The 23,095-nt window shown below is 64.9% G+C and carries 23 protein-coding genes and 1 pseudogene; 5 read left to right on the top strand and 19 right to left on the bottom strand.

Going from position 1 to position 23,095, the window contains the following annotated elements:
- Positions 1–170: 170 nt before the first annotated feature.
- Positions 171–539 carry a chorismate mutase gene (aroH, locus tag L0C60_RS04910; RefSeq protein ID WP_234503795.1) on the bottom strand — a complete coding sequence of 123 codons (369 nt, stop codon included), beginning with the start codon at positions 537–539 and terminating at the stop codon, positions 171–173.
- A 58-nt stretch (positions 540–597) separates the two neighbouring features.
- Here aroH and L0C60_RS04905 point away from each other — a divergent pair, with 58 nt between their 5' ends.
- Positions 598–1,260, top strand: coding sequence for a PIG-L deacetylase family protein (locus L0C60_RS04905; protein ID WP_234503796.1), 663 nt, complete (start codon positions 598–600; stop codon positions 1,258–1,260).
- Here the strand turns inward: L0C60_RS04905 and L0C60_RS04900 are convergent.
- The 7 genes from L0C60_RS04900 to L0C60_RS04870 are packed head-to-tail and all read right to left on the bottom strand — an operon-like array spanning position 1,148 to position 7,763.
- Entirely contained in the window at positions 1,148–2,524 is a 1,377-nt protein-coding gene (locus L0C60_RS04900; RefSeq protein WP_234503798.1) for a chloride channel protein, read from the bottom strand. The two genes, L0C60_RS04905 and L0C60_RS04900, sit on opposite strands and share 113 nt — an antisense overlap.
- Positions 2,524–3,633, bottom strand: coding sequence for an amidohydrolase family protein (locus tag L0C60_RS04895; protein WP_234503800.1), 1,110 nt, complete (start codon positions 3,631–3,633; stop codon positions 2,524–2,526). The genes L0C60_RS04900 and L0C60_RS04895 overlap by 1 nt, the downstream gene beginning before the upstream one ends.
- Positions 3,599–4,396, bottom strand: a complete 798-nt coding sequence (locus L0C60_RS04890; protein ID WP_234503813.1) for a GNAT family N-acetyltransferase — start codon at positions 4,394–4,396, stop codon at positions 3,599–3,601. The genes L0C60_RS04895 and L0C60_RS04890 overlap by 35 nt, the downstream gene beginning before the upstream one ends.
- Entirely contained in the window at positions 4,369–5,478 is a 1,110-nt protein-coding gene (gene menC / locus L0C60_RS04885; protein ID WP_234503815.1) for an o-succinylbenzoate synthase, read from the bottom strand. Before menC ends, L0C60_RS04890 begins: the two co-directional genes overlap by 28 nt.
- Positions 5,469–6,737, bottom strand: coding sequence for a serine--tRNA ligase (gene serS / locus L0C60_RS04880; RefSeq protein ID WP_234503816.1), 1,269 nt, complete (start codon positions 6,735–6,737; stop codon positions 5,469–5,471). The genes menC and serS overlap by 10 nt, the downstream gene beginning before the upstream one ends.
- A 2-nt stretch (positions 6,738–6,739) precedes the next feature.
- Complete coding sequence (gatC, locus tag L0C60_RS04875) at positions 6,740–7,009, bottom strand: Asp-tRNA(Asn)/Glu-tRNA(Gln) amidotransferase subunit GatC (protein WP_234503818.1); 270 nt, start codon at positions 7,007–7,009, stop codon at positions 6,740–6,742.
- Positions 7,010–7,019: 10 nt separating this feature from the next.
- The gene (locus L0C60_RS04870; RefSeq protein ID WP_234503820.1) at positions 7,020–7,763 is read right to left on the bottom strand and encodes a DUF554 domain-containing protein; all 744 of its coding nucleotides are present in this window, start codon (positions 7,761–7,763) and stop codon (positions 7,020–7,022) included.
- Between the two features lie 18 nt (positions 7,764–7,781).
- Here L0C60_RS04870 and mnmC2 point away from each other — a divergent pair, with 18 nt between their 5' ends.
- Positions 7,782–8,435, top strand: coding sequence for a tRNA (5-methylaminomethyl-2-thiouridine)(34)-methyltransferase MnmC2 (mnmC2, locus tag L0C60_RS04865; RefSeq protein ID WP_234503834.1), 654 nt, complete (start codon positions 7,782–7,784; stop codon positions 8,433–8,435).
- Here mnmC2 and L0C60_RS04860 read toward each other — a convergent pair.
- Positions 8,359–9,525, bottom strand: coding sequence for a polysaccharide deacetylase family protein (locus L0C60_RS04860; RefSeq protein ID WP_234503837.1), 1,167 nt, complete (start codon positions 9,523–9,525; stop codon positions 8,359–8,361). The two genes, mnmC2 and L0C60_RS04860, sit on opposite strands and share 77 nt — an antisense overlap.
- Complete coding sequence (locus tag L0C60_RS04855; RefSeq protein WP_234503840.1) at positions 9,516–10,682, bottom strand: MFS transporter; 1,167 nt, start codon at positions 10,680–10,682, stop codon at positions 9,516–9,518. Before L0C60_RS04855 ends, L0C60_RS04860 begins: the two co-directional genes overlap by 10 nt.
- A gap of 14 nt (positions 10,683–10,696) precedes the next feature.
- On the opposite strand from L0C60_RS04855, the gene L0C60_RS04850 reads away from it, so the two are divergent.
- Positions 10,697–11,380: a glycosyltransferase family 2 protein gene (locus L0C60_RS04850; RefSeq protein WP_234503843.1), complete on the top strand. Its 684-nt coding sequence runs from the start codon at positions 10,697–10,699 to the stop codon at positions 11,378–11,380.
- On the opposite strand, the gene L0C60_RS04845 is transcribed toward L0C60_RS04850, so the two are convergent.
- From L0C60_RS04845 to L0C60_RS04825, 5 genes and pseudogenes are all read right to left on the bottom strand, one after another.
- Complete coding sequence (locus L0C60_RS04845; protein ID WP_234503846.1) at positions 11,319–12,530, bottom strand: glycosyltransferase family 4 protein; 1,212 nt, start codon at positions 12,528–12,530, stop codon at positions 11,319–11,321. The genes L0C60_RS04850 and L0C60_RS04845 overlap by 62 nt on opposite strands.
- Entirely contained in the window at positions 12,530–13,603 is a 1,074-nt protein-coding gene (locus L0C60_RS04840; protein WP_234503849.1) for a glycosyltransferase family 4 protein, read from the bottom strand. The genes L0C60_RS04845 and L0C60_RS04840 overlap by 1 nt, the downstream gene beginning before the upstream one ends.
- Entirely contained in the window at positions 13,596–14,078 is a 483-nt protein-coding gene (locus L0C60_RS12965; RefSeq protein WP_234504137.1) for a glycosyltransferase family 4 protein, read from the bottom strand. Before L0C60_RS12965 ends, L0C60_RS04840 begins: the two co-directional genes overlap by 8 nt.
- A gap of 144 nt (positions 14,079–14,222) precedes the next feature.
- A pseudogene (locus tag L0C60_RS12960) lies at positions 14,223–14,585 on the bottom strand (glycosyltransferase family 4 protein); the annotation flags it as partial.
- Between the two features lie 59 nt (positions 14,586–14,644).
- Entirely contained in the window at positions 14,645–15,223 is a 579-nt protein-coding gene (locus L0C60_RS04825) for a pyroglutamyl-peptidase I (protein WP_234503851.1), read from the bottom strand.
- A 60-nt stretch (positions 15,224–15,283) separates the two neighbouring features.
- On the opposite strand from L0C60_RS04825, the gene L0C60_RS04820 reads away from it, so the two are divergent.
- Together L0C60_RS04820 and mfd are read left to right on the top strand one after the other, a co-directional pair.
- A complete protein-coding gene (locus L0C60_RS04820; RefSeq protein ID WP_234503853.1) occupies positions 15,284–16,120 on the top strand; it encodes a DegV family protein in 837 nt (278 codons plus the stop codon).
- Between the two features lie 23 nt (positions 16,121–16,143).
- On the top strand, positions 16,144–19,080 hold the full coding sequence (gene mfd, locus L0C60_RS04815; RefSeq protein ID WP_234503855.1) for a transcription-repair coupling factor: 2,937 nt from the start codon (positions 16,144–16,146) through the stop codon (positions 19,078–19,080).
- On the opposite strand, the gene L0C60_RS04810 is transcribed toward mfd, so the two are convergent.
- Genes L0C60_RS04810 through L0C60_RS04795 form a run of 4 tightly spaced genes read right to left on the bottom strand, consistent with a single transcriptional unit; the run spans position 19,077 to position 22,934 of the window.
- On the bottom strand, positions 19,077–20,555 hold the full coding sequence (locus L0C60_RS04810; protein WP_234503857.1) for an aldehyde dehydrogenase family protein: 1,479 nt from the start codon (positions 20,553–20,555) through the stop codon (positions 19,077–19,079). The genes mfd and L0C60_RS04810 overlap by 4 nt on opposite strands.
- A gap of 3 nt (positions 20,556–20,558) precedes the next feature.
- On the bottom strand, positions 20,559–21,461 hold the full coding sequence (locus tag L0C60_RS04805; RefSeq protein WP_234503860.1) for a R2-like ligand-binding oxidase: 903 nt from the start codon (positions 21,459–21,461) through the stop codon (positions 20,559–20,561).
- Between the two features lie 4 nt (positions 21,462–21,465).
- A complete protein-coding gene (locus tag L0C60_RS04800) occupies positions 21,466–22,509 on the bottom strand; it encodes an alcohol dehydrogenase family protein (protein WP_243092552.1) in 1,044 nt (347 codons plus the stop codon).
- Positions 22,510–22,511: 2 nt separating this feature from the next.
- On the bottom strand, positions 22,512–22,934 hold the full coding sequence (locus L0C60_RS04795; RefSeq protein WP_234503866.1) for an SCP2 sterol-binding domain-containing protein: 423 nt from the start codon (positions 22,932–22,934) through the stop codon (positions 22,512–22,514).
- Positions 22,935–23,095 lie beyond the last annotated feature (161 nt).

Raw genomic sequence — 23,095 nt, 5'->3', positions numbered from 1 at the left:
CATAACATCAGTCTCCTGACCCAGAAGATGGCTGGGTAGCAACTTGGGTTACACTTACTGGCATGCGGTGAACGAGGAGTATTCGGGGCGGCTCCAACTCGCCCAGATGGACACCGGCTACGTGAGCCCCAAGGAGCCCACCCCTTGGGCGGAGGTGTTGGGCTTTTAGGCTACTGGGCGCTTTCCAGGTCGGGGCGGAGCTTTACCGCCTCCCGTAGGTAGACGTGGCGTACCCGGTCCTGGGGGGTGTCGGTGTTCCACAGGGCCAGGACCCGGATAACCCGGGGGAGGCTTCCCGGCACCGGTACCTCCCGGGCGGAGAGGAGGGGCACCCGGTGCATGCCGATCTGCCGGGCGGCCTCCGCCGGAAAGGCGGAGGTGAGGTCCTCCGTCACGGTGAAGATGATGGCGGCAAGCTCCTCGTGGCTTTGGATGCCGTTGGCCTCCAGCATCTTCAGGAGAAGTTCCCGCGTGGCCTGGTGGATGGCCTCTGGCGTGTCCTCCTCCACGGTGATGGCGCCCCGTATGCCCCGTACCATATTAGGCCCCATGCTAAGGGGTTTCCCCTCCTGGGGCAAGGCGGGTAGACTCTAGCCCATGAACCTTCTCGCCGTGTTTGCCCACCCCGATGACGAGATTGGAGCGGCGGGGACCCTGGCCCTGCACGCTAGGAGGGGCGACCGGGTGATGCTCGTCTGGATGACCAAGGGGGAGCTGGCGAGCCAGTTCGGCGAGGCTCCTCCTGAAGAGGTGGCGCGGGTGCGGGAGGGGCACGGGGCCCATGTGGCGGGGCTTATCGGCGCCGAGCACCGCTTTTTGCCCTTCGGCGACACCCTCCTCACCGGGGGAAGGGAGGAGGCCTTGGCCCTGGCCCGGATCATGGCGGAGTTCCGCCCCGACGCCGTCCTCACCTGGGACCCCCTGGATGTCCACCCCGACCACCGGGCCACCCACCAGGCGGTGCTTTCCGCCTTGAAGCTTTGCCGCATCCCCAAGCTGGTGGGGGAGGCCCACCGGAAGCCCGTAAGGCTCTACCATTACCCCCGGAAGGAGCTTGCCCGCCCCTGGGTGTACGTGGACACCACCTCCACCCAGGAGGTGGCGGAGGCGGTCTTTCAGTTTTACCGGGAGTTTTACCGCTGGCCCTTTAGCCTGGAGGAGTTTCGGGCCCGGCGGCGGCTTCTGGGCCTCGAGGCGGGGGTTCGCTTTGCGGAGGCGTTTCAGACGGATGCCCCTCCGGCGTGGCCGGCGCTTCCTTAAGGCCCTCCTCCGGGTCGTGGGCGGGGGTCAGGGCGTAGGCCAGGAAGACGGCGGGCAGGGCTAAGGGGAGGCTTGCGTACCCGCCCCACTCCGCCGCCAGGGCCAGGCCGGCGAAGGGGGCCCGGGCCACCCCGGCCAGGACCGCCACCCCGCCCGCCAGGGCCAAGGCCTCGGCCGGAAGGTTGAAGGGCCCGGCCAGGTGGGCGAGGAAGGCGCCCAAAAGCCCCCCTAGGACCAGGGCCGGGGTGAAGGGCCCCCCGTACGCCCTTACCCCCAGGGCCAGGATGAGGAGGAGGAGCTTGGCGAGGAGGAGGTAGAAAAGCGCCCAAGGGGCGAGGAGGGGCGTGGTGGCCACCGCCACCCAGCCGAGGCCGTTTCCCAAGGCCTCGGGGAGGAAGAGGAGGGCGAGGGCGAGGGCAAGGCCCAGGAGGGCGTGGCGGAGGGGGAAAGGGAGGGGCTTAAGCCAGGCGGCAAGGGCCCTTCCCCCCTCGGTCCACAGGGTGGCCAAGGCGGCGGCCAAAACCCCCAGGAGGAGGCCTGCGGGGAGGCTTGCCAGGTCCAGGCGCACGGGAAAGGGAAGGAGGGGCTCATAGCCGAAAAAGGCTCCGTAGACGGCGAAGCCCGAAAGGGCCCCGATGAGGGCGGGGGTGAGGGCCCGGGCCTCGAGGAGGAGGGAGCGGTAGAGGATCTCCGTGGCGAGGAGGGCCCCCGCCACCGGGGCGTGGAGGGCGGCCCCGAGCCCGGCGGCAAGCCCGGCAAAGGCTAACCCTCCGCCCAAGCGGGGAAAGCGGCGGTCCAAAAGGAGCCCCAGCCAAAGCCCCAAAACCCCGAAAGGCCCCTCCCGGCCCATGGGGGAGTAGAGGGCGATCTGCAACGCCCCGCCCAGGACCGCCCGGGGGTGGGCGAGCCGGGGGGCCGGGGTCCCTTCCCGCGCCTGGCGCAGAAGGGCGGCGAGCCCCTGCCCGGTGCCCAGGTAGCTCGTGAGGGCGTAAAGGGGCGGGAGGAGGAAGGCGAGGGGCCAGAGAGCTGGCCCCGTGAAGGCCTGGAGGAGCCCCCCTTCCCCCGGGGGCTCGGGGGCCAGGTAGCCGAAAAGGTTGCCTACCCCTTCGGCCAGGGGCCGCAGGGCAAGGTTCAGCAGGGCCACCAGAAGCCCCGCCAAGGCCCCGGTGAAGGCGCTATAGAGGATGAGGGGCCCGGTGTGGCGCACCTCCTCGTCCCAGAAGGAAGGCAGGGAAAGGTGGGGGCCGCGGCCCAAGGGGCGCATCAGAGGGAGTGTACCAGAGAAACGGGCGTTCCCCGGGTAATCCGGGGCGTGGGGAGGCCCAAGGCCCTATACCCCCCTCGGGTTAGGGCCCGGACCAGGAGGCGGGGGTCCGCCTTGCCCCAGAGGAAAAGGGCCTCCTGGCGCACGTCCAGGTCGGGGCTGCTCGCCCGGGAGTCCGTGCCCAGGGCGAGCTCCACCCCGTACCGGGCGTAGAGGGGGATGGGCGCCTCGCCCACCGCCAGGTTCTGGTTGGAGCGGGGGCAGAGCACCACCTTGGTCCCGGTTTCGGCGAGGAGGGCCACCTCCTCCTCGTCCACCTGGACCCCGTGCACGAGAAGGGTGGTGGGGCCGAGGACCCCCAGTGCGTGGAGGAGCCGCACCGGGGTGAGGCCTGGGGGCGTGAAGGGGGCTTGGCTAAAGCGGCGGTGCACCTCGGCCAAGGGGCCCGTTCCCTCCCGGAGGAAGGCCACCTCCTCCGGGCTTTCCGCCGCATGGACCATGAGGGGGATGCCCTCGGCCTGGGCGTACTGGGCGAGCCGCTTGAGGAGGGGCAGGCTCACGGAGTAGGGGGCGTGGGGGGAAAGCCCCACCTTCACCCTCCCCTCCCGCTTCCGCCACGCCGCCACCTTGGCCTTCACCCGGGCGAAGACCTCCTCCGCCTCCAGGGGGTCCGGGGCGAAGACCTCGTAGAAGGCCACGCCGGGAAGCGGGCTTTCCAGGAGGAGGAAGTCCATCACCTCGTCCTTGAAGACGATGTCGGCGAAGGCGCCCACCCCGGTGGCCAGAAGCTCCTCTAGCCCCCACCTCGCCCCCAAAAGCCCCCGGCTTTCCCGGTGGGCCACCACGTGGGAGAGAAAGCCGGCAAAAGGCCCTCGGTAAAGGGGCAGGAGGCTTAGGTCCAGGTGGGTGTGGGCGTTCACGGGCGGGGGGAGGAGGGCCTTGCCTTTGGCCACCACGGGTGCCTCGGGAAAGCGGGCCTTAAGCTCCGCCAGGCTTCCCACCCCCACCACGTGCCCTCCCTGCACCGCCAAGGCCCCCCGGAGCATGGGGGTGCCGAAGCCGGCGTAGACCACCTCAGCGGTCCAAAGCTCCGTCTTTAGCCAGGACATAGCGGTTCGGGTGGCGCAGGAAGTCCACCGCCACAAAGCCTCGGGCGAAGTAGTGGCCGAGGACCAGGCGGCTATGCTCCCGCCACGTTAGGGCCAAGGCGGGGTCCTCCCGCAGGATCCGCCCCCAGTCCTCGGGGATCTGGAAGAGAAGCCTTGGGGCCTCGAGGTCCAGGCGGGCTTCCACGGGCACGTCCCCTTCCACCCGGTTCGCCTGGGGAAGGCCTTCCCCCGTTGGCGTGGGGGGCGGGGCGTAGATCCTTTGGTAGACCCTCGGGGCGAGGAGGTCCCACTCGGCGAGAAGCCGGTCCGAAGGGGCCCCGGCGTTGATGCCGGTCATGGGGCCGTAGTGGTCCGGGAGGTAGGTCCTGGCGGTGGCCCCGAGCTTCCGCAGGTTGAAGTTGGCGTTCACCCCCCTCAAGGGGTCAAAGGTCCAGACCACCTGCCGCACGCCCCGGACCAGGCACCAGTCCCGTTGGAAGCGTTTTAGGAGAAGGGCCGCCCCCGTGCCCCGGTGGGCCTCCAGGACTCCCAGCATGTGGGAGTGGTGCCGGGTTGGGTCCGCCGTGGGGAAGCCGAAGACGAAGCCCACCATCCTTCCCCCGAGGAAAGCCCCCGCCACCAGACCCCCCTCGTCCTGGGCGGCGATGAGGAGGCCCCGGGGGACCAGGTCCCGGGCGTCCCGCCCCCAGATGGCCTCCTGGAGGGCCACCACCTCCTCCATCTCCTCCCAGCCCTTTAGCTCGCGGACAAGTACCGCTTCCATAGGGTGATCCGCTCCACGAAGGGGAGCTTCAGGTGCACCCCAATCCCCGGCCCCTGGGGCACGGGCATGAGGCCTTCTTGGGCCTCGAGGGCTTCCTCCACGATGTCCTCCTCCCAGTAGCGGCTCGCCGAGCTCACGTCCCCCGGTTTGGTGAAGCCGGGGAGGCTCGCCAGGTGCAGGTTGTGGGCCCGCCCCACCCCCGCCTCCAGCATCCCCCCCATCCACAAGGGGATGCCGGCGGCCTCGGCCAGGGCGTGGACCTTGAGGCTTTCCGTGTGCCCGCCGAGCCGGGCGGGCTTGATGTTGAAGACCCGCCCCGCCCCAAGCTCAATGGCCTTCCTCGCCTTCTCCTTGGAGGTGAGGCTCTCGTCCAGGCAGATGGGGGTGGCGAGCTCCCGTTGCAGCTTGGCGTGGTCCAGGAGGTCGTCGTAGCCCAGGGGTTGCTCAATGTAGTCCAGCCCAAGCTCGTCCAGCCGCTTCAGGCGGGCGAAGTCAGCGAGGCGGTAGGCGGAGTTGGCGTCGGCGGTGAGGGTGGCCTCGGGGAAGGCCTGGCGCACCGCCTTTAGGACCTCGTAGTCCCAGCCCGGCTTGATCTTGAGCTTGATGCGGCGGTAGCCCTGGGCCAGGTGCCGTTCCACCGCCTTCAGCGTGTCCGCCACCGTGGGCTGGATGCCCAAGGAAACCCCCACCTCCACCTCCCGCCGCACCCCGCCCAGGACCTGGTAAAGGGGCTTAGCGAGGCCCTTGGCGTAGAGGTCGTAAAAGGCCATCTCCAGGACCGCCTTGGCCATGGGGTTTCCGCGGAAAGGGGAAAGCGCCTGTCCAAGGGCCTCGGGGTTTGGGAAGTCCCGGCCCAGGACCTGGGGCAGGAAGACCTCCTCCAGGAGGTACCGGGCGCCTTCCACCGTTTCCTCCCGGTAAAGGGGAAGCCTTTCCATCACCCCTTCCCCAAGGCCCTCGAGGCCCTCGCCAAAGAGCCTGAGGAGGAGGATGGTGCGCTTTGTCTGCACCCCGAAGCTCGTTTCAAAGCGGAACTTCAGGGGAAGCTCTAGGATCCGGAGCTCCGCCCCCTCTAGCCGCATGGCTCCAACACCTCCTTCCCCATGTAGGGGACCAGGGCCTCGGGCACCCGCACCCTTCCGTCTTCCAACTGGTGGTTTTCCAGGAGCATGGCCAGGATGCGGGGGGTGGCCAGGGCGGTGTTGTTGAGGGTGTAGGCGTACCGGACCCGGCCCTCGGGGTCGCGGTAGCGTAGCCCCGCCCGCCGCGCCTGCCAGTCCAGGAGGGCGGAGCAGGAGTGGGTTTCCCGGTAGCGCCCCTCCGAGGGGAGCCAGACCTCCAGGTCCACCTGCCGCCACTTCCCCGGGCCCATGTCCCCGGTGGAGACCTCGAGGAGCCGGTAAGGGAGCTCCAAGAGCGTCAGGATCTCCTCGGCGTTTTGCAAAAGCTCCTGGAAGGCCCGGTCCGAGGCCTCGAGGCTCGCCTCGGTGAGGACGTACTGCTCCACCTTGTGGAACTGGTGGACCCTAAGAAGCCCCCGCACGTCCTTGCCGAAGCTTCCCGCCTCCGAGCGGAAGGCGGGGGCGTAGCCGGCGTAGCGCTTGGGCAGCTCCTCGTAGGCCAGGATCTCCCCGCTATGGAGGGCGTTTAGGACCACCTCCGCCGTGCCCGTGAGGTAGAGGTCGGTGCCGGCGATGGCCCAGACCTGGTCCCTGGCGGCGGGGAAGTGGCCCGTGCCCACGAAGGCCATCTCCCGGGCGTAGGAGGGAAGGGTCATGGGCAGGAAGCCCCGCTTGGCCATGAAGTCCATGGCGAAGCGGAGGAGGGCCATCTCGTAGAGGGCGAGGTCGCCCCTTAGGGCGTAGGAGCGGCTTCCCGAAACCTTGCTAATCCTAGGCTCCCACCAGCCATTCCGCTCCATGAGGGCCACGTGGTCCAGGGGCGGGAAGGAAAACGTTCTCGGGCTTCCCACCCGCTTGATCTCCACGTTGGCGCTGTCGTCCTCCCCTATGGGGGCCCCGGGCCAAGGGGGAAGGGGCACCTGGAGGAGGAGCTCGGTGAGGCGCGCTTCCTTTTCCCTTAAGGCCTCCTCCAGCCCCTTCACCTCCTCCCCCAGGGCCTTCCCCCGGGCGATGAGGGCCTCCTTGGCCTCCGGGGGCGCCTTGGGTACCTCCTTGGCGATGCGGTTCCGCTCCGTCTGCAGGTCCTGTAGGCGTTGCTTCAGGCCCTGCACCTCCTGGTCCAGGGCCAGGAGGGCGTCCAGGTCCAAGGCGATGCCCTTTTCCCGGATGGCCTTGCGGAAGACCTCCGGCTCCTTACGCAGGCGCTTTAGGTCCACCATGGCTACTCCAAGACGGGGGGCACGCGGAAGAACCCCTCCTCCCGTTCGGGGGCGAGCGCCAGGGCCTCCGCCTGGGGGAGGGAAGGGGCGGGTTCGTCCTCCCGCAGGCGGCCCGTGGGGGCCTCCTCCTCTATCCCTTCCACCTGGGGGAGGGCGTCCACGAAGTCCAGGATGCGCTTCAGGTCTTGGAGGAGGAGGGCCTCCTCCTCTGGGGAAAGCCGGATTTTGGCGAGCCCCTCCAGCTTGCGCAGGAGGTCAAGGGATAGCTCCATGGTGGGCATTCTACGTCAGGAGGTCGGCGAGCCACCACACGAGGGGGGCAAGGAGGAGGGCGGGGAGGAAGGAGCCCACCCGCACCTTGGTGAGCCCAAGAAGGTTAACGCCTACCCCGAGGACCATGAGCCCCCCCACCCCCGTGGTGAGGAGGACCCGGGGGTCCTGGGCGGGGTCGGGGAGGGCCTGGCTTAGGGTCCCCGCCAGGAGGGCCACCCCTCCCTGGTAGAGGAGGATAACCAGGGTGCTAAACCCCACCCCAATCCCGAAGGAGCTCGTCAGGGCGATGGCGCTCATGCCGTCCAGGGTGGCCTTGAGGAGGAGGAGGCTCGCATCCCCGGTGAGGCCGTTTTGGATGGAGCCGAGGAGGGTCATGGGCCCCACGCAGAAGAGGAGGCTCGCCGCCACGAAGCCCTCGGTGAAGCTTCCGCCCCCCCGCACCGCCTGTTTGATCTTTTCCCCTACGTTCTCCAGCCCGTCCTCCAGCCGGGCCCACTCCCCCAAAAGCCCCCCCGCCACCAGGGCGAGGAGCCCCAGGACCACCCCGTCTATATTCCCCCCCTTGGCCCGGCCCAGGGCCTGGGCCATGGAGAGCCCGATGAAGAGGGTGGTGAGCCCCACCCCCTGGACCATGATGCGGGCCATGCGCTCGGGAAGCCGGCCGCGGAGGAGGAGCCCAAGCCCCGTGCCCAGGACCACGGTGAGGGCGTTCACCAGGGTTCCGGAAAGCTTCTGCCAAAGGCTAAGCTCCATGGGGGTATTCTATCCAGGATGGAGCGCTTCCTCACGGCGGACGGGACCCCTACCCTGTACCACCCCCGCTACCGGGAGGCCTACCACCCTCGGCAGGGGGCCCTCCTGCAGGCCCGCAGGCTCTACGTGGAGAAGACCCTGACCCACCTCCACCCCGCCCCTAGGGTCCTCGAGGTGGGCTTCGGCCTCGGGGTGAACTTCCGGGCGGCCCTGGAAAGCGCCCTGGAGCGGGGGGTGCGGCTTCGCTACCTGGCGGTGGAGAAGGAGCCTTTGCCGAAGGAGGTGCTTGCGGGGCTCGCCCTTCCCCTCTCCCGGGCGGAAAGGGTGTTTAGGGAGATCCTCGAGGCCTGGCCCGCCGAGCGCTTCGTGGGGCCTTGGGGGGAGCTACGCCTGCTTTTTGGGGACATACGGGAGGTGCGCCTCCCCCGGGCCTGGGCCACGGCGGTGTTTCTGGACCCCTTTAGCCCCAAGGCCAACCCCGAGGCCTGGGAGCTCCCCGTGCTCCTTGGGCTTCGGCAGGCCCTCAGGCCCAGGGGGCGGCTTGCCACCTACTCAGCGCAAGGGGCCTTCCGCCGGGCCCTGAAGCGGGCGGGGTTTAGGGTTCACCGCCTTCCGGGCCTGGGGAAGCGGGAGTGGACGGTGGGTATCGCCGTAAAAGCTCCTCCCGGGTGAGGTAGGCGAGGCTTGCGCAAAGGTTCTCCCGCTTGGGGAGTTCCCCCCGGTAAAGCCAGTAGAACCAGGCGCTGGCCAGGCTCGCCACCAGGCGGGGGAGGGGGGGGAGGGGGGCGGTGGCAAAACCGAAGAGCCTGCTGCCGGGGGCTAAGGAGGTGTAGCCGTACACGAGCCGCACCTCGGGGTCCTGGGCCACGCGCAGGGCCACCTTCTTAAGGCTTTCCCGGGTGTAGCGGATGGCCTCCAAAGGGGATAGCTCCATGGCCCTCTGGCTTTCCAGGTGGAGCTCCAGGGCGGGGGTCCCTTGGGGCAGGCCCGGGAGGCTCGGCCCGGGGAAAGGCTTTTTCTCCACCCGGAAGAGGTCAAAGGGGCCAAGCCCCGCCCGTTCCACCCGGTGGCGGAGGTTGTAGCGCTCCTCAAACCCCTGGAGGCCCCGGATGAGGGCGAGCCTGGGGGTGAGGGGAAGGGGGTTTAGCTCGTCCAGGGTTACAGGCCGGTAACCCAGGGCGAGCATCTTGGGCAAGGCGGTTTCCAAAAGCCTTAGGGTGCGCTCGGGGCCATCGTGGAGGAGGACCACCGAGCCTGGACGCAGGTAGTAAAGGAGCCTTTCCGCCAGGGCCTCGGGGGGGAGGGGAAGCCAGTCCTTGCCTTCCAGGTCCCAAAGGGCGATGCGCTTGCCCAGGGCCCTGGCGAAGAGCCGGGTGAAGGGGGTATGGAGGCCGTGGGGCGGGCGGTAGTACCGGGCGGGGGTTTGCGCCATGTGCCGCCACTCCACCCATGGGATGAGGAGCGCCCAGGCCCGGTGGTACGCCCCGTGGTCCTCCACCTGGTGCCCATCCTTCCGGATGGCCTCCACCAGGTGGGGAAAAGCCCTCGCCCTTTCCCCCGTGAGGAAGAAGGTGGCCTTTACCCCGTGGCGGCGGAGGAGGGCGAGAAGGGCCTCGGTCCTTTCCGAGGGGCCATCGTCAAAGGTCAGGGCCACCTTGGGCTCGCGCCGGCTTCCGTGGGCGTAGGCCCCAAGGCCCAGGAAGCGGAAGAGGAGGTCGGAAAGCCCGTAAAGGAGGAGGACGAGGCCAAGGGCTAGGTCCATCGTTCCCTCCTTAGAACGAGAGCGTAAAAGACCCCCAAGGCGAGGAAGGTGGCGCCGCCCGCAAGGAAAGGCGCTTGCGGGCCAAAGGCTTCCCAAAGGAGGCCTCCCACCGCCGGCCCCAAGGCCACCCCAAGCCCCTCCACGGTCATGAGCCCGCCCCAGACGGCGGCCCGGTTCTCCTCGGGGAGGTTTTTGGCCAAGAAGCCGTTCCAACCGGGCAGGAAGAGGCTATAGCCCATGCCCCCTAGGACGGCGAGGAGGGCCACCTCGGGCAAGCTTTTGGCGCTGGAGAGGCGCAACATGACCAGGGCGAGGAGGAAAAGCCCTCCCAAAAGGGCCAAACGGTAGCCCCGGCGGTCCACCAACCGGCCGGTGAAGGGAAGGAGGCCAAAGGCGAGCCCCCCTCCCAGGAGGAGAAACCCCCCCAGGGCCAGGGGCTCGAGGCCAAGCCGCTCCTTGGCGTACCGGAGGAGGAAGAGGGAGACCAAAGCGGGGGCGAAGGTCTGGCCGAAGGCGGCGGGAAGGAAAAGGAGAAGGCGGCCCCAAGGGTACGCCTCCCGCTTAGGAGGGGGCAGGGGGATGCGGAAGCCAAGGAGGCTTAGGGTGAGGAGGAAGGCCGCTCCCTGGGCCAGGAGGAGGAGGGTGAGGGCCGCCTCGGCGTGACGTTGGGCCACCTGCCCCACCCCCACGAGGCCGATGCCCGCCCAGGGCAGGACCAGGGTGAGGGTGAAGGAAAGCGCCCGGGCCTCCCGCCCAGGCACGGCGATGCGGCTCGCCAGGGTCATGAGCCCCGGGTAAAGGGTGGAGAGGGAAAGGCCCCAGAGGATGGCAAGGGCCCAGAGGATCCAGGCGGCTTCCGCTTGCGGCGTGAGGAGGAGGACCAAAAGCCCCACCCCTCCCGCCAGGGTGGCGCTCTTGCCGAAGCCCACCCGCTCCGCCAGGAGGCCCCCGAAGCTTTTGGAGAGGTTTTCCGCCAGTTGGTGGAGGGTGTAGGCCAGGGTGAAGACCCCGGGGCCCAGGTGGAGGCGGTCGGGGGCGTAGAAGGGCAAAAGCCCGGCGAAAAACCCGCTCCTTACCCCCTCCATGAGGCCCACGGCCAAGACGAGGCGAAGGAAGACGAACAGGCCTTCCCTGGCCCACGGCAAGAGGCGAAACACGCTAGAGTATACCCGTGCGCATCAGCGTGGTGATCCCCGCCCACAACGAGGAGGCCTACCTGGCCGGGGCCCTCGAGGCCGTCTTGGGGCAAGCCCTTCCCCCTTTTGAGGTCATCGTGGTGGACAACGCCTCCACCGACCGCACCCGGGAGGTGGCGGAGGGTTTTGGGGTGCGGGTGGTCCACTGCGCCCGCAAAGGGGTGGCCTATGCCCGCCAGGCGGGGCTTCTCGCCGCCCGGGGGGAGTGGGTGGCCATGACGGATGCGGACTCCAGGCCCTTACCCCACTGGCTCGCCGCCCTTTCGCGCCGGGCGGAGGGCGCTTTGGCCCTCTACGGGCCTTTGCGCTTCTACGGCGTTTCCCCTTGGGAGGCCGCTTTTTCCGAGTGGGGGTACCGGGCCTTTCTGCGCCTCATGGCCCTCTTGGGAAGGCCCAACCTGGCGGGGGCCAACATGATGGTTCTCAAGGAGGCCGCCCTTCGGGTGGGCGGCTTTCCCGAGGTGGAGGCCCGGGAGGACGTGCTTTTGGGTTACCAACTCGCCCGGCTTGGCTCCGTGCGCTACGTGCCCGAGGCCTTGGTCCTCACCTCGGCCCGGAGGCTAAAGGGAGGGTGGGGGAGGTTTCTCCTGAGGCAAGCTAGAAACCTCCTGGGCGATCCTCGAGGCTACTTCGGGGAAGGCGGGGAAAGGGAAAGATGAGCCGCCTGGGCTCGGCCCGCAGGATCTCGCTCGCCTCGTCGTAGACCGCCACAATCCTTTCGGCAATGCGCTCCGCCGAGCGCTCCATGGCCCAGGCACGGGCCTGGAGGGCCATGGCCTGCCGTTTGGCCTCGTCCCTTAGGAGCGCTAGGGCCTTCTCCGCCAGGGCCCGGTAATCCCCGGGGGGAACCAGGTAGCCCGTCCTGCCGTCCTCCACCCCCTCCAACACCCCTTCCGCCCCCACCGCCACCACCGGGACCCCCATGGCCTGGGCCTCCCAGATGACGAGGCCCTGGGTTTCGGTCTCGCTGGCGAAAAGGAAGAGCTCCGCCAGGCGGTAGTAGCCCCCGATGCGGTGGTAGGGCACAGGGCCCAGGAAGCGCACCCGCTCGGCGATGCCCAGCCCGTGGGCCAAGGCCTCGAGGGCAGGCAACTCGGGCCCTTCGCCGATATGGACCAGGTAGACGTCCGCCTCCCGGCTCAGCTCCGCCACGGCCTTCAGCACCACGTCAAAGGACTTCTCCTTGCCCAGGCGTCCCACGGTGATGAGGCGGCGCTTGCCCTCGGGCCAGGAGGAGGGGGAGGGGAGGGGGGCTTCCTCCAAAAGCCGCGTGTCAATCCCCGTGGGGATGACCCGGATGGGCCTTTCTATGCCGTAGCTTTCCGCCAGGCGTTTCACCGGCTCCGTGGGGGCGATCACCACCTCCACCCGGTTGTAAAAGGCCTTGGCCAGGCGGGGGACGATCCCCGTGTACTTGTCCAGGATGGCCAGGCCCGGCACGTAGTGGGCGTACTTCTCGTAGTGGGTGTGGAAGGTGGACACGTGGGGTAGGCCCTTGTTGCGGGCGATGCGAAGCCCCCAGACCCCTAGGGTTAGGGGGGTGTGGGTGTGGATGAGCTCAAACTCCGTGGGCAGGTACTTGGCGGAAGGCAGGGCGATCTGCTGGCCCTCGTAAAAGGGGTAGGCCACCGAGGGCACCCGCACCACCCCTTCCTCCTGAGCCGGGGCCTCGGGGTGCCTGGGGGCGATGACCCAAGCCTCGTGCCCCATGCGGCGAAGTTCCCGCAGGAGGAGGTAGACGCTCGTGGTAACCCCATTGGGGTTGGGGAAGTAGACGTCGGTGAAGAGGCCCACGCGGTAAAGGCGCATTAGCTAGATTGTAATGCCAGGCGCTCTAGTTCCTGGGCCAGGACCTTAGCGCTTAGGGCGCTCGTCCTTTCCTTTAAAATGCGCGCTCTTCCGTTTTTGCCCATGCGCTTAGCCTCCAGGGGATTGTCCATGAGCCAGCGTACTGCCTCAGCGATAGCCCGTGGGGAAGGTTCAATGAGTATGCCTTCGCTAGGTGAAAGAACCTCCTTTTGTGGGGGATGGGCGCTGGCGATGACAGGAAGGCCCGAGGCCATGCCTTCCAGGATGACGAGGCCTGGATTGTCTGCGAGGGTGGGGAAGAGGACGGCATCCACGGCTCGGTAGAGTTCTGGGATATCGTTTCGGTTTCCCAAAAAGCGCACGTTGGATGCCCTCAGGGCTTGGGCAAGCCAGCGGAGGGGATATGCCCAAGTGCCTTCACCCGCCAGGAGAAAGTCGGCTTCCACGTGAAGGGCTGCGAGCACGATGGCGAGTTGGTTTTTCTCAGGCGTGAAGCGCGCCGGCGTGAGGAGCGTGAAGCGCGTGAGTCCAAGTTTCCTCCGTAAGGAGGCACGTTCTTCTGGACTGGGAGGATGAAAGCGGTTGGGATCAACGCCTACGGGAATCACGTGAGCCTCTAGGCCAAAATGACGGCGTACATAGTCGGCTGCCCAATGCGTGCCCACAAAGATGCGGTCCGCTAAGGCCACCTTGCGTGCTTTGGTCATTCGGTACACAAAGCGATATAACCCCTTCAGGCCCAAGGGATAGTGGTACTCCAATTGATCGTGGAGAAACACGCTCCTCGGGCGGGATATGTGGGCCAGAAGTCCATAGGTGGAGGGGAACCAGGCCTGGATTACTCGTACATGGGCTTCCTGGGTAGAGGAAACGAGTTCTTTCAGGCGGGTGTACGTGGTGGTGGGTATGCCCTTTTCGTTTAGCGCCTGGACCAAAAACCGAAGCTTCGGGTTATGGGGTAGGTAAAGGATGGGCCGGATCCCGTAAGCGGTTAAGTGGGGAAGGGTTTCAAGCAACCATATTTCGCTCCCCGCAACCCGAGGAGCATCCGTTAAAAACGCGACCCTAAGCATGGGCTATCTCCGAAAGAACGTTCTTTAGACGCGCTGCGGCCTCAGGGAGAGTATGCTCCCTTAGGACCCGCTTGCGTCCGTTCACTCCAAGTTCTGGGCTTGCCAGGGCTTGGGTCAGGGCGCGGGCAAGGTGGCAAGGGGAGGTGGGGACGGTGAACCCCTCTACCCCATTTTTAAGGAGTTCCTTTTGGGCAGGAATAGGGCTGGTGACCACGGGAAGCCCCGAGGCCATGGCCTCGAGGGTAGCCAGGGATTGGTTTTCCCCCAGGGTGGGGAGAAGCATGGCGTCGGCAACCCGATAAAGCTCGGGCATATCCTCTCTCCGCCCGAGAAAAAACACGTTTTGGAGGTTGAGGGCCCGGGCAAAGCTTCGCCATACCGTAAGGAGCTCCCCGGTACCCACCAGGAGAAAGGTGACCTGGGGAAGCAGCCGAGCGGTCAGGAGCACAGCGAGGTGGTTCTTTTCCGGGCTCATTCGTGCGGGGACCAAAACCACCGGGCCTTGAAGGTTGTAACGTGTTCGTAGATATTCCTTTTCCCCCGGAAGGGGCGGTCGGAAACGGTGCGTGTCCACCCCGTTGGGCACAGGGTAAACTCGCTTCACGCTGTGGACATCTCTTAACCAACGCGCAGCCCAGTTGGAAACGGTGATGACCGCACGTGCCCGCCGAAGGTTAGGGGCTTGAAGTAGGCGGTACCCGAGCCTGTAGAGGTAGCGGCCTCCCAACGGGTAAAAGATTTCTATTTGGTCGTGCACCAGAGGGACGAAATCCGGGAAGCGTGCATGAAAAGCGCGGTAACTATGGGGGTACCAGGCTGAAGCCACCACCAGGTCAAAGGTTCGGGGCAGTTCGTTGAGGCGGGTATAGGCATAAATGGGAATGCCTGCTTGCGCTAAGGACTGACGGATGGGCAGGTTGCCTGGCGCAGAGGGTAGGGCGGCCTCGGGGCGAAGGCCCAGGTCTCTAAGCCGGGGCAACATTTCCCGCAGATAAACCTCACTTCCGCCGATCGTTAGAGCATCGGTAAGGAAGAGCACCCTCACAGCATCTCCAAAAGAAGATGTACGGCTCGGGCCTGCTCCCGTAGGGGTACGTAGGGTCCTCCCCGTTTCAAGGCCAGCGCCTCATCGGGAGGCAGGTGGACGAAGGCCACGGGGACGCTTGGCGGCAGGTGGTAAAGGGAGAGGTAAAAGGCCTGGTTGCACAGGTAGCTTCCTGCGGAGAGGCTTATCCGGGCGGGGATGCCCGCTTCGCGAAGCCGCCGCACGCCCTCCTTGACGGGAAAGCGGGCGGGGAGGGCCAGAGGTCCCCCTGGCACCACCGCTTCGTCCTCCTTGAGGACGCCCCTGTTGTCCGGCCGCTCAAAGTCCAGGAGGTTGACCGCCAAGCGTTCTAAGGTGAGGAGGGGGCGGTTTTCCGCTAGGCCAAGGTGCAGGACGGCTTGGGGGTTTCGGGCGTGAAGGGCCCGCAAGGCTTCCGGGAGCGCTTCGGTGTCCACAGGGAGAAGGGCCGTCTGGATGGGCCTACCCCCTACGCCTTCTGGAAGGAGGGCGAGGAGGGCGGCGGAGGGGTTGTGGTCTAGGCCGCCGAAGGGTTCAAAACCGGTCACGAGAAGCATGGAACAACCCGAGGCGCCATTATAGCCCATAACCTTTTGACCCAGTATAAGATAGGGGGCGTGGAACTGGGCCTCGTGACCGACACGGCGGCGGACCTATCGCCCAAGGTCCTCCAGGAAGAAGCGGTGGGCCTTGTGCCCATTTACGTCCACCTGGCCGGGCGCAGGTACAAGGACTGGCAAGAGCTCACCCCGGATGCCCTTTACCAGGCCATGCGGGCGGGGGCTGAGCCCGTCACCGAGCCCCCCAGTGTGGAGGATTTCGCTGAGGTGTATGAGCGGCACCTTCAGGTATATGATCGCCTCCTTTCCATCCACGTGTCCGGGGAGCTTTCCAAGACCGTGGAACGGGCCCGGGAGGCGGCCTTGAAGGTGGCTCCTACCCGGATCCGGGTGGTGGACTCGGGCATGGTGTCCGCCGGGCTTGGGGCCATGGTGCTCCGGGCGGTGGAGATGCTGAAAGGCGGGGCAGAGGAAGAGGAGGTGGTGCGGGAGCTAGAGAGGCTTAAGCGTTCCAGCCTCTACTTCAGCGTGGCGGACCTCTCCCACCTGGCCCGCAACGGCCGCTTGCCCCGCTTCGGCGAGGTGGTGGGGAACCTTTTGGGCCTTCGGCCCATCCTGCGCATTGAGAAGGGGCATATCCGCTTCCTGAGGGTAGCGCGGGAAAACGCCGTGCCCGAGGTGTTAGCCCGGTTGGTCCTGGACGAGTTTAGGGGGCGTGCGGCCCGCATCACCATCGCCCACACCGATGCCAAGAGCGAATGGATTGAGGGGCTAAAGAAAGCCTTGGAAAGCGCTTTGCGGCTGGAACGGGGCCGCATTACCCGTTCGGGGGCCACCATCGCCGCTAACGTGGGGCTTGGCGCTTTGGCCGTGCACGCCTATTCGGTAGAATGACGGGTGGCCCTTTGGGCCAGCCCATGGATACCCTTCTCCATACCCTCTATGGCCACCGCTTAAGCCTGCCCCAGGTGGCGGCGGCTTGGCTTTTTGCCCGGGAAACACCCCCGGCGGTCCTCTTGGCTCCGGAGGAGCGCTTGAAGCGCTACCAAGATCTTTCCGCCTTTGGGGTACCTGTCTACGTGAACCCAGGCCTCGAGGCTCTGGAGGAGAAGGCCCTTTTTCTCTTCTCCTACGAGGAGGCCCTGGCCCCCTTTCCCGAAAACCCCGAGGCCTGGCGCTTAGTCCTGGAAGTGGGGCGGCGTTACCCGCGGGAAGCCCTCCTTTCCCGCCTCCTCCAGATGGGCTACGCCCGGGACGAGGACTACCGGGTCCTGGGGGAGGTGTTGGAGCTCGGGGAGGTGCGGCTGGAGTTCTTTGGGGACGAGCTGGAAAGGCTCTTGGTGGCGGGGACGGAAAAGCGCCGCCACGTCCTCCTGCCCAAGCCGGGGAAAGCGGAAACCTTCTCAAGCCACAAGATCCGCCACTTCCCGGGGCCCGTCTACCTGGACACCCCTGCCCTGGCCCCCAAGGCCCTCTGGCCCCTCCTGGAGGGGCGGCCCCTGGTGGCCTTGGGGAGCGGGGTGGAGCTACCCCCCATGGAGCTTGGGGTGCGCCCCCTCTCCCCCTACCGGGGAAGCCTGAAGGCCTTGGAGAAGGACCTGGCCCGCTGGCTTGCGGAGGGCAAGCGGGTCCACCTCTTCGTGGGCCATGCCCGCACCTTGGAGTTCTTGAGTAGACGCTTTGGGGCCTTTAGGCCCCAGGTGGTGGAGCAGTTTCCGGGTCCCAAGGGGCGTCTCTCCCTCCTCCCAGGGGCCTTTGAGGGAGGGGCGGAGTGGGGGGAGCATGTTCTCCTCACCGAAGCCTTGGTCTTCGCCACGGGAGGTGTGCGGGCGAGGTTGCGCAAAGGGGAAGGCCTGGCCGACCCTGGGGCCCTTACCCCGGGGGACTACCTCATCCACCCCGAGTACGGCATCGGCCAGTTCTTGGGCTTGGAAACCCGGGAGGTTCTCCGGGCCAAGCGGGACTACTTGGTCCTGCGCTACAAGGGAGAGGGGCGGCTTTACCTTCCCGTGGAGCAGCTACCCCTCCTCCGGCGCCACCCCGGCACCACGGATGACCCTCCGGAGCTCTCCTCCCTTGGCAAAAACGAGTGGCAACGGGTCAAGGAAAGGGCGAGGAAGGACGTGGAGGAGCTGGCGGGGCGCCTCCTGGTCCTTCAGGCCAAGCGCAAGGCCACCCCAGGCCGGGCCTTTCCTCCCTTGCCCGAGTGGGATCCCCTCATAGAGGGCGGGTTCCCCTACCAGCTCACCCCTGACCAGAAGCGGGCCCTCGAGGAGGTTCTAAGGGACCTGGAAAGCCCCCACCCCATGGACCGCCTGGTTTCGGGGGACGTGGGCTTTGGCAAGACGGAGGTGGCCCTAAGGGCGGCCCACCGGGTGGTGGGACACGGGGCCCAGGTGGCTTTCCTGGTTCCCACCACCCTGCTCGCCGAACAGCACGGCAAGACCTTCCGCGAGCGCTACCAAGGGCTTCCCGTGCGGGTGGCGGTGCTTTCCCGCTTTACCCCGGAGAAGGAGGAGGCAGAAATCCTCAAGGGCTTGGCGGAGGGCACGGTGGACATCGTCATCGGCACCCACCGCCTCCTGCAGCCGGACGTGCGCTTCAAGGACCTGGGCCTCCTCATCGTGGACGAGGAGCACCGCTTCGGGGTGGCTCAGAAGGAGAGGATCCGGGAGCTCAAGGCGGAGGTGGACACCCTTTACCTCTCCGCCACGCCCATCCCCCGGACCCTCTACAGCGCCTTGGTGGGCCTAAAGGACCTCTCCAGCATCCAGACCCCGCCCCCGGGGCGGAAACCCATCCGCACCTTTCTTGCCCCCTTTGACCCCCTCCTCGTGCGGGAGGCCATCCTTCAGGAGTTGGAAAGGGGCGGCAAGGTCTTCTACGTTCACGACCGGGTGGCCTCCATTGAGGCCAGGCGGCGCTACCTGGAAAACCTCGTCCCCGAGGCCCGCATCGGGGTGGTCCACGGGCAGATGCCGGAAAGCCTCATTGAGGAGACGATGCTCCTCTTCGCCGAAGGGGCTTACGATGTGCTCTTGGCCACCACCATCATTGAGTCGGGCCTGGACGTGCCCGAGGCCAACACCATCCTCATTGAGCGGGCGGACCGGCTGGGCCTGGCCACCCTTTACCAGCTCCGGGGCCGGGTGGGCCGCCGGGACCAGGAGGCCTACGCCTACCTCTTCCACCCGCCCAGGCTCACGGAGGCGGCGGAGAAGCGCCTTAGCGCCATCGCCGACCTCTCCGACCTGGGCTCGGGCCACCTCCTGGCGGAGAAGGACATGGAGATCCGGGGGGTGGGGAACCTCCTGGGCCCCGAACAGCACGGGCACATCCGGGCCCTCTCCCTGGAGGTCTATACCGAGCTTCTGGAGGAGGCCATCCGCAAGCTCAAGGGGGAGGTGAAGGAGGAAAGGCCCCACGTCACCCTGGACCTGGCCCTTTCCGCCCGCCTGCCGGCGGAATACGTGGGGAGCCTCGAGGCGCGGAGCCGCTATTATGGCCGCTTCGCCGAGGCGAGGAGTTTGGCGGAGCTCTCCCGGCTGGTGCGGGAGCTCAAGGAGCGCTATGGCCCCTTGCCCGAGGAGGCGGAGAACTTCGTGAACCTGGCCCGGCTCCGCCTGGTGGCCGAGCGCAAAGGGGTGGTCTCCATCACGGAGGACCTCACCCATCTCCAGGCCATCTTCGCCCAATGGCCCTTGGACTACGATGCCCGGGGGCTTAAAGGCCTTCCCTTCCGCGTGGAGATGACCCAGTACCCCCCCGGCTTCCGCCTGGAAAAGAAAGGTTTAAGGCCCCGGGACTATCCGGAGGCCTTAATGGAAACGCTGTTTCTTTTCGCAGACCGTTAGCTCAAGTTTAGCCAAATGCTTTTCACTTCCGTATAGTGTTCTAGGGCATAGCGGCCCATTTCCCTACCCAGCCCACTTTCCTTGAAGCCACCCCACGGGCTGGTGGCATCTAGGAGAAGGTAGCCGTTGACCCAAACGGTGCCAGCCTTTAGGCTGTGCGCTACGCGGATCGCTTGCTTTAGATCTTCGCCCCAGACGCCTGCAGCCAGGCCATAACGGGTTGCGTTGGCCCGCTGAACGGCTTCAGTTAAATTCTCGTAGGGGAGAATGGTGAGAACAGGTCCGAAGATTTCTTCCTGCGCGATCGTGTGGTGATCCTCAGCCAGGAAAACCGTGGGTTTGACGTAGAATCCCTTAAGCGAATGGTTGGGTTCCCCACCCAATAGAAGCTCAGCGCCTTCCTCCTTTCCTTTCCGAATATAGGAGAGTACCCGTTCTCTATGTTCCTCGCTGATTAACGGTCCCATTTGGGTAGCCGGATCTAGCGGGTGTCCCTGGCGGATGTTTTTAACTGCATCCAGGAATGTGTTCATGAAGGTGTCCAGGTAGCTTTTGGGTACAAAAAGGCGGCTACCAGCAGCGCAGACTTCGCCCTGGTTAAAGAAGGCGGCAAAAAGTACGCCACGGACTACTTTTTGTGGATCCGCATCTTCCAATACAATGTTGGGCGACTTTCCCCCAAGTTCTAGGGTAACACGCTTTAGGTGCTCTGCTGACTTTTTGAGGATAGACTTGCCAACCTCAGGCGAACCAGTGAAGGATATTTTCGCAACCCTTGGATGCAGAACAAGCGCCTCTCCTGCTTCTGGACCGAAACCCGGTACGATGTTTACTACTCCCTTGGGGAAGCCAGCTGCTTCGATGAGTTCAGCAAGGTACAAGGCGGTAAGGGGGGTAAGTTCAGAAGGCTTTAACACCACGGTGTTCCCTGCAGCAAGGGCGGGGGCTAACTTCCAGCTCGTAATGAGGAGGGGGAAGTTCCAAGGGGTAATTGCTCCGATCACGCCTAAGGGTTCGCGCCGGGTGTAGGCAAGGTAGTTTCCTGGGAGAGAGACCGGGAGAACTTCCCCTGACCATTTGGTACTCCATCCGGCAAAATAGCGAAAGTGTTGTGCAGCCAGGGGAATATCTGCGGTCCGAGCCTCAATATAGGGCTTGCCGACGTTAAGGGCTTCCAGAATGGCGAGGGCTTCGGCGTGCTCCTCTATAAGCTCCGCGAGCCGGAAAAGCAAGCGGCCCCTTTCGTCGGGGCTTGTCCGTCCCCATGAGCCCTGAAGGGCCCTTTCAGCAGCGAGAACAGCCTGGTCTACATCGGGAGCTTTGGCCCGCGCTACCCAGGCGAGGACCTCCTTCGTAGCTGGGTTGAGGACAGGGAAGCGCTCCCCGTCCTCAGCTTCTACGAACCTACCCCCAATGTAAAGCGGTCCAACGCGCTTCAGGAACTCGTCAATTTGACGCGGGACGTTGATGACCATGGTTTAAGCTTCTCCTTCCTCCATTTCTAAGGCAATTTGTTCAATCTCTTTTAGGCTCTGGTTGCGAGCCAGCTCCAATCGCCGGTAGCGCTTTTGGAACTGGCCCATGGCATAGTTGACGAACTCCCCGACTTCTAGTTGAAGGGGAAACCCCTGCGGGTAGGCGCGGAAAATGTCTTGAACGACGCCGAGGGCGTAGGGAAGAAGGTAGTTCATTCGGCGCTCCACGATCTCCCACAAGGATGGGTTTTCTGCGAGCAACCGGGAAAGGAGGTAAATGCCGTAGGCGATATGGCGAGACTCGTCGCGCTGGACATGGCGAATACCCTCTATCGTTCCGGGAAGCTTCACGCCCCGTTGACCTAAGAGTTCAGCGGCGCGATAATAGGCGTAGTAGCCTGTTTCCGCCAAAACGCCCTCAACGATCATGTTGTACGTAACTGCGGCTTCTGCTTGCGCTTCCGGGGAGGGATCGTCCAAAAGCCGCCCCATTGCTTTCGGAAGTTCCTCGTAGAAGATCTTTTTGTAGTTATTGCTATGGAACCGCTCTAGATTAGTTTCTCGGGCCACCTCCCGAATGAGGAGATCAAAGAATTCTACGTGTTTGGCTTCGTCCACGAGGAAGGTGGTTAGGTACATCTCTTCTTCCAATCGCCCCTCACGAGCGATCACCTGAACCAAGGGAAGCAGGTCAAGGGTTACAGCTTCTTCCCCGGACACAAAGAGGGAAGCCAAGTGGAGCGAAGCTTCTTTCTGCCCTTCGTTCAGCGCAGCAAAGCTCTCTTTGTCAACCGAGAAGTCAATGGCTTTAGGGTCCCAGAAATACTTTTTCGCCTTATGGTAAAGTTGGAGAGGAAAGGAATCCTTTAAGCCTTCCCGTGCTGTCTGGAAACCTTCGCGCAACATCTTTTCACCCCCTAACTATCAAAAGCACTTTGAGCGCCTCTTTGCGGTCAAACAGCTCGTATCCCCGAGGAGCTTCTTCTAGAGGAAGATAATGGGAAACGATCTTCTCCGGTTTTAGCCGCCCGCTTGCCAGGAGAGCCAGAACGGTATCAATGTACAAATGGACGTTGGCTAGCCCTATTCGGAAGGTTAGGTCCTTGACTAGCCCAGAAGCCAAGGGAAAGGGGAAGGAGGGTGCGTTGTCCACGCCGACAGCTGATACCCTTCCACCCGGCCGTACCATCTCTATGGCTAGGCTAAGAGTGGTTGGCCCGCCCACGGCCTCGAGGACCAGATCAGGTCCTTCATCATTGGTTTCAGAACGAGCGCGGCGGACCGGATTTTCTCGCTCAGCATTTATAGGAATGGCGCCGAGAGCGGCAGCACGTTCCAAGCGCTCGGGAATACGGTCAATGGCCAGAACTTTGCTCGCGCCTAACGCCTGTGCCACTTCGATGGCCATCAATCCCACAGGCCCAGTTCCGATGACTGCTACGCTGTCCCCGGGACGGAACTGGCCCTGAATAAGGCCCCCGTACGCCGTGGAAAGTATGTCGCCGGCAAAGATGGCCCTCTCAGGGCTGAGGTTTGGGGGCAGTTTGCGAAGATTGACGTGGGCAAAAGGTACCCGTAGCAGTTCTGTTTGGGCACCCTGGAGGTTGCCGAACATGGGGCCGTAACCGTAGACGCCCCCTCGCTCGCATAGGTTGTACTGTTGCCTCCTACAGTAGGTGCAGGTGCCACATGCGATGTGGAAGGGCCCTACAACCCAATCACCCGGCCTGAGGTTCGGGATACCCTCACCTACCGCCTCTACCTGGCCCACGAATTCGTGACCCAGAATGCTTCCTGGGAGTACGGGGATTTTGCCGTGGTAAAGGTGCAGGTCGGAACCGCAAATCCCAGCTAAATGCACCCGTACCAGAGCATCTAACGGGTGTTGGAGGCTAGGGGGGTCCACCCTTTTGACTGCGATTCGTTCCTTGCCTTCAAAAACAACCGCACGCATGGTTAGAGCCCTTCTGGATACTGGGTGGGGACTTGTTTTGCCGTATTGGTGAGCTCTAGGGCTGCCATCATGTACTGGCTGAGCGCGGCAAGGTCCCCCTTTTCGAGCTTTACTTTCCCCCGCATGAGTGCGGATACGGGGTCCAGTTCTCCCTCAATGATTTGCTTCCATGTACGGGCATCAGCGGTAATGATGTATGGTGCTTCCTCAAAATCCTGCGCAGTAGCTTGTCGTGCACCTCGGCATTCACCGTGGTAAAGATCCAGGTAAATGCCCCGCTTTTCTTCCAGGCCAAAGGCGGGATCCGGCTCTACCGCCAAGATTAGCGCCCCTTCCCATGTCGCTGCGGCCTGGCGATAGGCGGAATTGCCGTTCAGTGCTTCGCAGTATGCTTTGGCCCATTCGTCGGAAAAAGGTTCGTACATAGGTTTGTCACCTCCCGTTTGGGAATGCAGTTATCACCTTAGACCGGGTCAAGGCTTCTGTCAAGAGCCGTTAAGATGCTTGTACAATTGAGCTAAAAGGCTAGCAATATCAAAGTTTTGCATAATGTATAAAAAGCGAGACAAAAGACAATATGGACTAA

It is taken from the genome of Thermus hydrothermalis, assembly GCF_022760925.1.
GTDB classification, from domain to species: Bacteria; Deinococcota; Deinococci; order Deinococcales; family Thermaceae; genus Thermus; species Thermus hydrothermalis.
Note: the sequence above shows the minus strand (reverse complement) of the source record. Positions and strands in the feature narration are given on the sequence as shown.

Excerpts from the sequence above, each read along its gene's own strand:
- L0C60_RS04845 (WP_234503846.1), bottom strand. The coding sequence starts at position 12,530 with ATGCGCCTTTACCGCGTGGGCCTCTTCACCGACGTCTACTTCCCCAAC.
- mnmC2 (WP_234503834.1), top strand. The coding sequence starts at position 7,782 with ATGGAGCGCTTCCTCACGGCGGACGGGACCCCTACCCTGTACCACCCC.
- aroH (WP_234503795.1), bottom strand. The coding sequence starts at position 539 with ATGGTACGGGGCATACGGGGCGCCATCACCGTGGAGGAGGACACGCCA.
- L0C60_RS12965 (WP_234504137.1), bottom strand. The coding sequence starts at position 14,078 with ATGAGCCCGGAAAAGAACCACCTCGCTGTGCTCCTGACCGCTCGGCTG.
- L0C60_RS04840 (WP_234503849.1), bottom strand. The coding sequence starts at position 13,603 with ATGCTTAGGGTCGCGTTTTTAACGGATGCTCCTCGGGTTGCGGGGAGC.
- serS (WP_234503816.1), bottom strand. The coding sequence starts at position 6,737 with ATGGTGGACCTAAAGCGCCTGCGTAAGGAGCCGGAGGTCTTCCGCAAG.
- L0C60_RS04825 (WP_234503851.1), bottom strand. The coding sequence starts at position 15,223 with ATGCTTCTCGTGACCGGTTTTGAACCCTTCGGCGGCCTAGACCACAAC.
- menC (WP_234503815.1), bottom strand. The coding sequence starts at position 5,478 with ATGCGGCTAGAGGGGGCGGAGCTCCGGATCCTAGAGCTTCCCCTGAAG.
- mfd (WP_234503855.1), top strand. The coding sequence starts at position 16,144 with ATGGATACCCTTCTCCATACCCTCTATGGCCACCGCTTAAGCCTGCCC.
- L0C60_RS04860 (WP_234503837.1), bottom strand. The coding sequence starts at position 9,525 with ATGGACCTAGCCCTTGGCCTCGTCCTCCTCCTTTACGGGCTTTCCGAC.
- L0C60_RS04810 (WP_234503857.1), bottom strand. The coding sequence starts at position 20,555 with ATGGTCATCAACGTCCCGCGTCAAATTGACGAGTTCCTGAAGCGCGTT.
- L0C60_RS04890 (WP_234503813.1), bottom strand. The coding sequence starts at position 4,396 with ATGGAAGCGGTACTTGTCCGCGAGCTAAAGGGCTGGGAGGAGATGGAG.
- L0C60_RS04900 (WP_234503798.1), bottom strand. The coding sequence starts at position 2,524 with ATGCGCCCCTTGGGCCGCGGCCCCCACCTTTCCCTGCCTTCCTTCTGG.
- L0C60_RS04905 (WP_234503796.1), top strand. The coding sequence starts at position 598 with ATGAACCTTCTCGCCGTGTTTGCCCACCCCGATGACGAGATTGGAGCG.
- L0C60_RS04805 (WP_234503860.1), bottom strand. The coding sequence starts at position 21,461 with ATGTTGCGCGAAGGTTTCCAGACAGCACGGGAAGGCTTAAAGGATTCC.
- L0C60_RS04795 (WP_234503866.1), bottom strand. The coding sequence starts at position 22,934 with ATGTACGAACCTTTTTCCGACGAATGGGCCAAAGCATACTGCGAAGCA.
- L0C60_RS04800 (WP_243092552.1), bottom strand. The coding sequence starts at position 22,509 with ATGCGTGCGGTTGTTTTTGAAGGCAAGGAACGAATCGCAGTCAAAAGG.
- L0C60_RS04895 (WP_234503800.1), bottom strand. The coding sequence starts at position 3,633 with ATGTCCTGGCTAAAGACGGAGCTTTGGACCGCTGAGGTGGTCTACGCC.
- L0C60_RS04870 (WP_234503820.1), bottom strand. The coding sequence starts at position 7,763 with ATGGAGCTTAGCCTTTGGCAGAAGCTTTCCGGAACCCTGGTGAACGCC.
- gatC (WP_234503818.1), bottom strand. The coding sequence starts at position 7,009 with ATGGAGCTATCCCTTGACCTCCTGCGCAAGCTGGAGGGGCTCGCCAAA.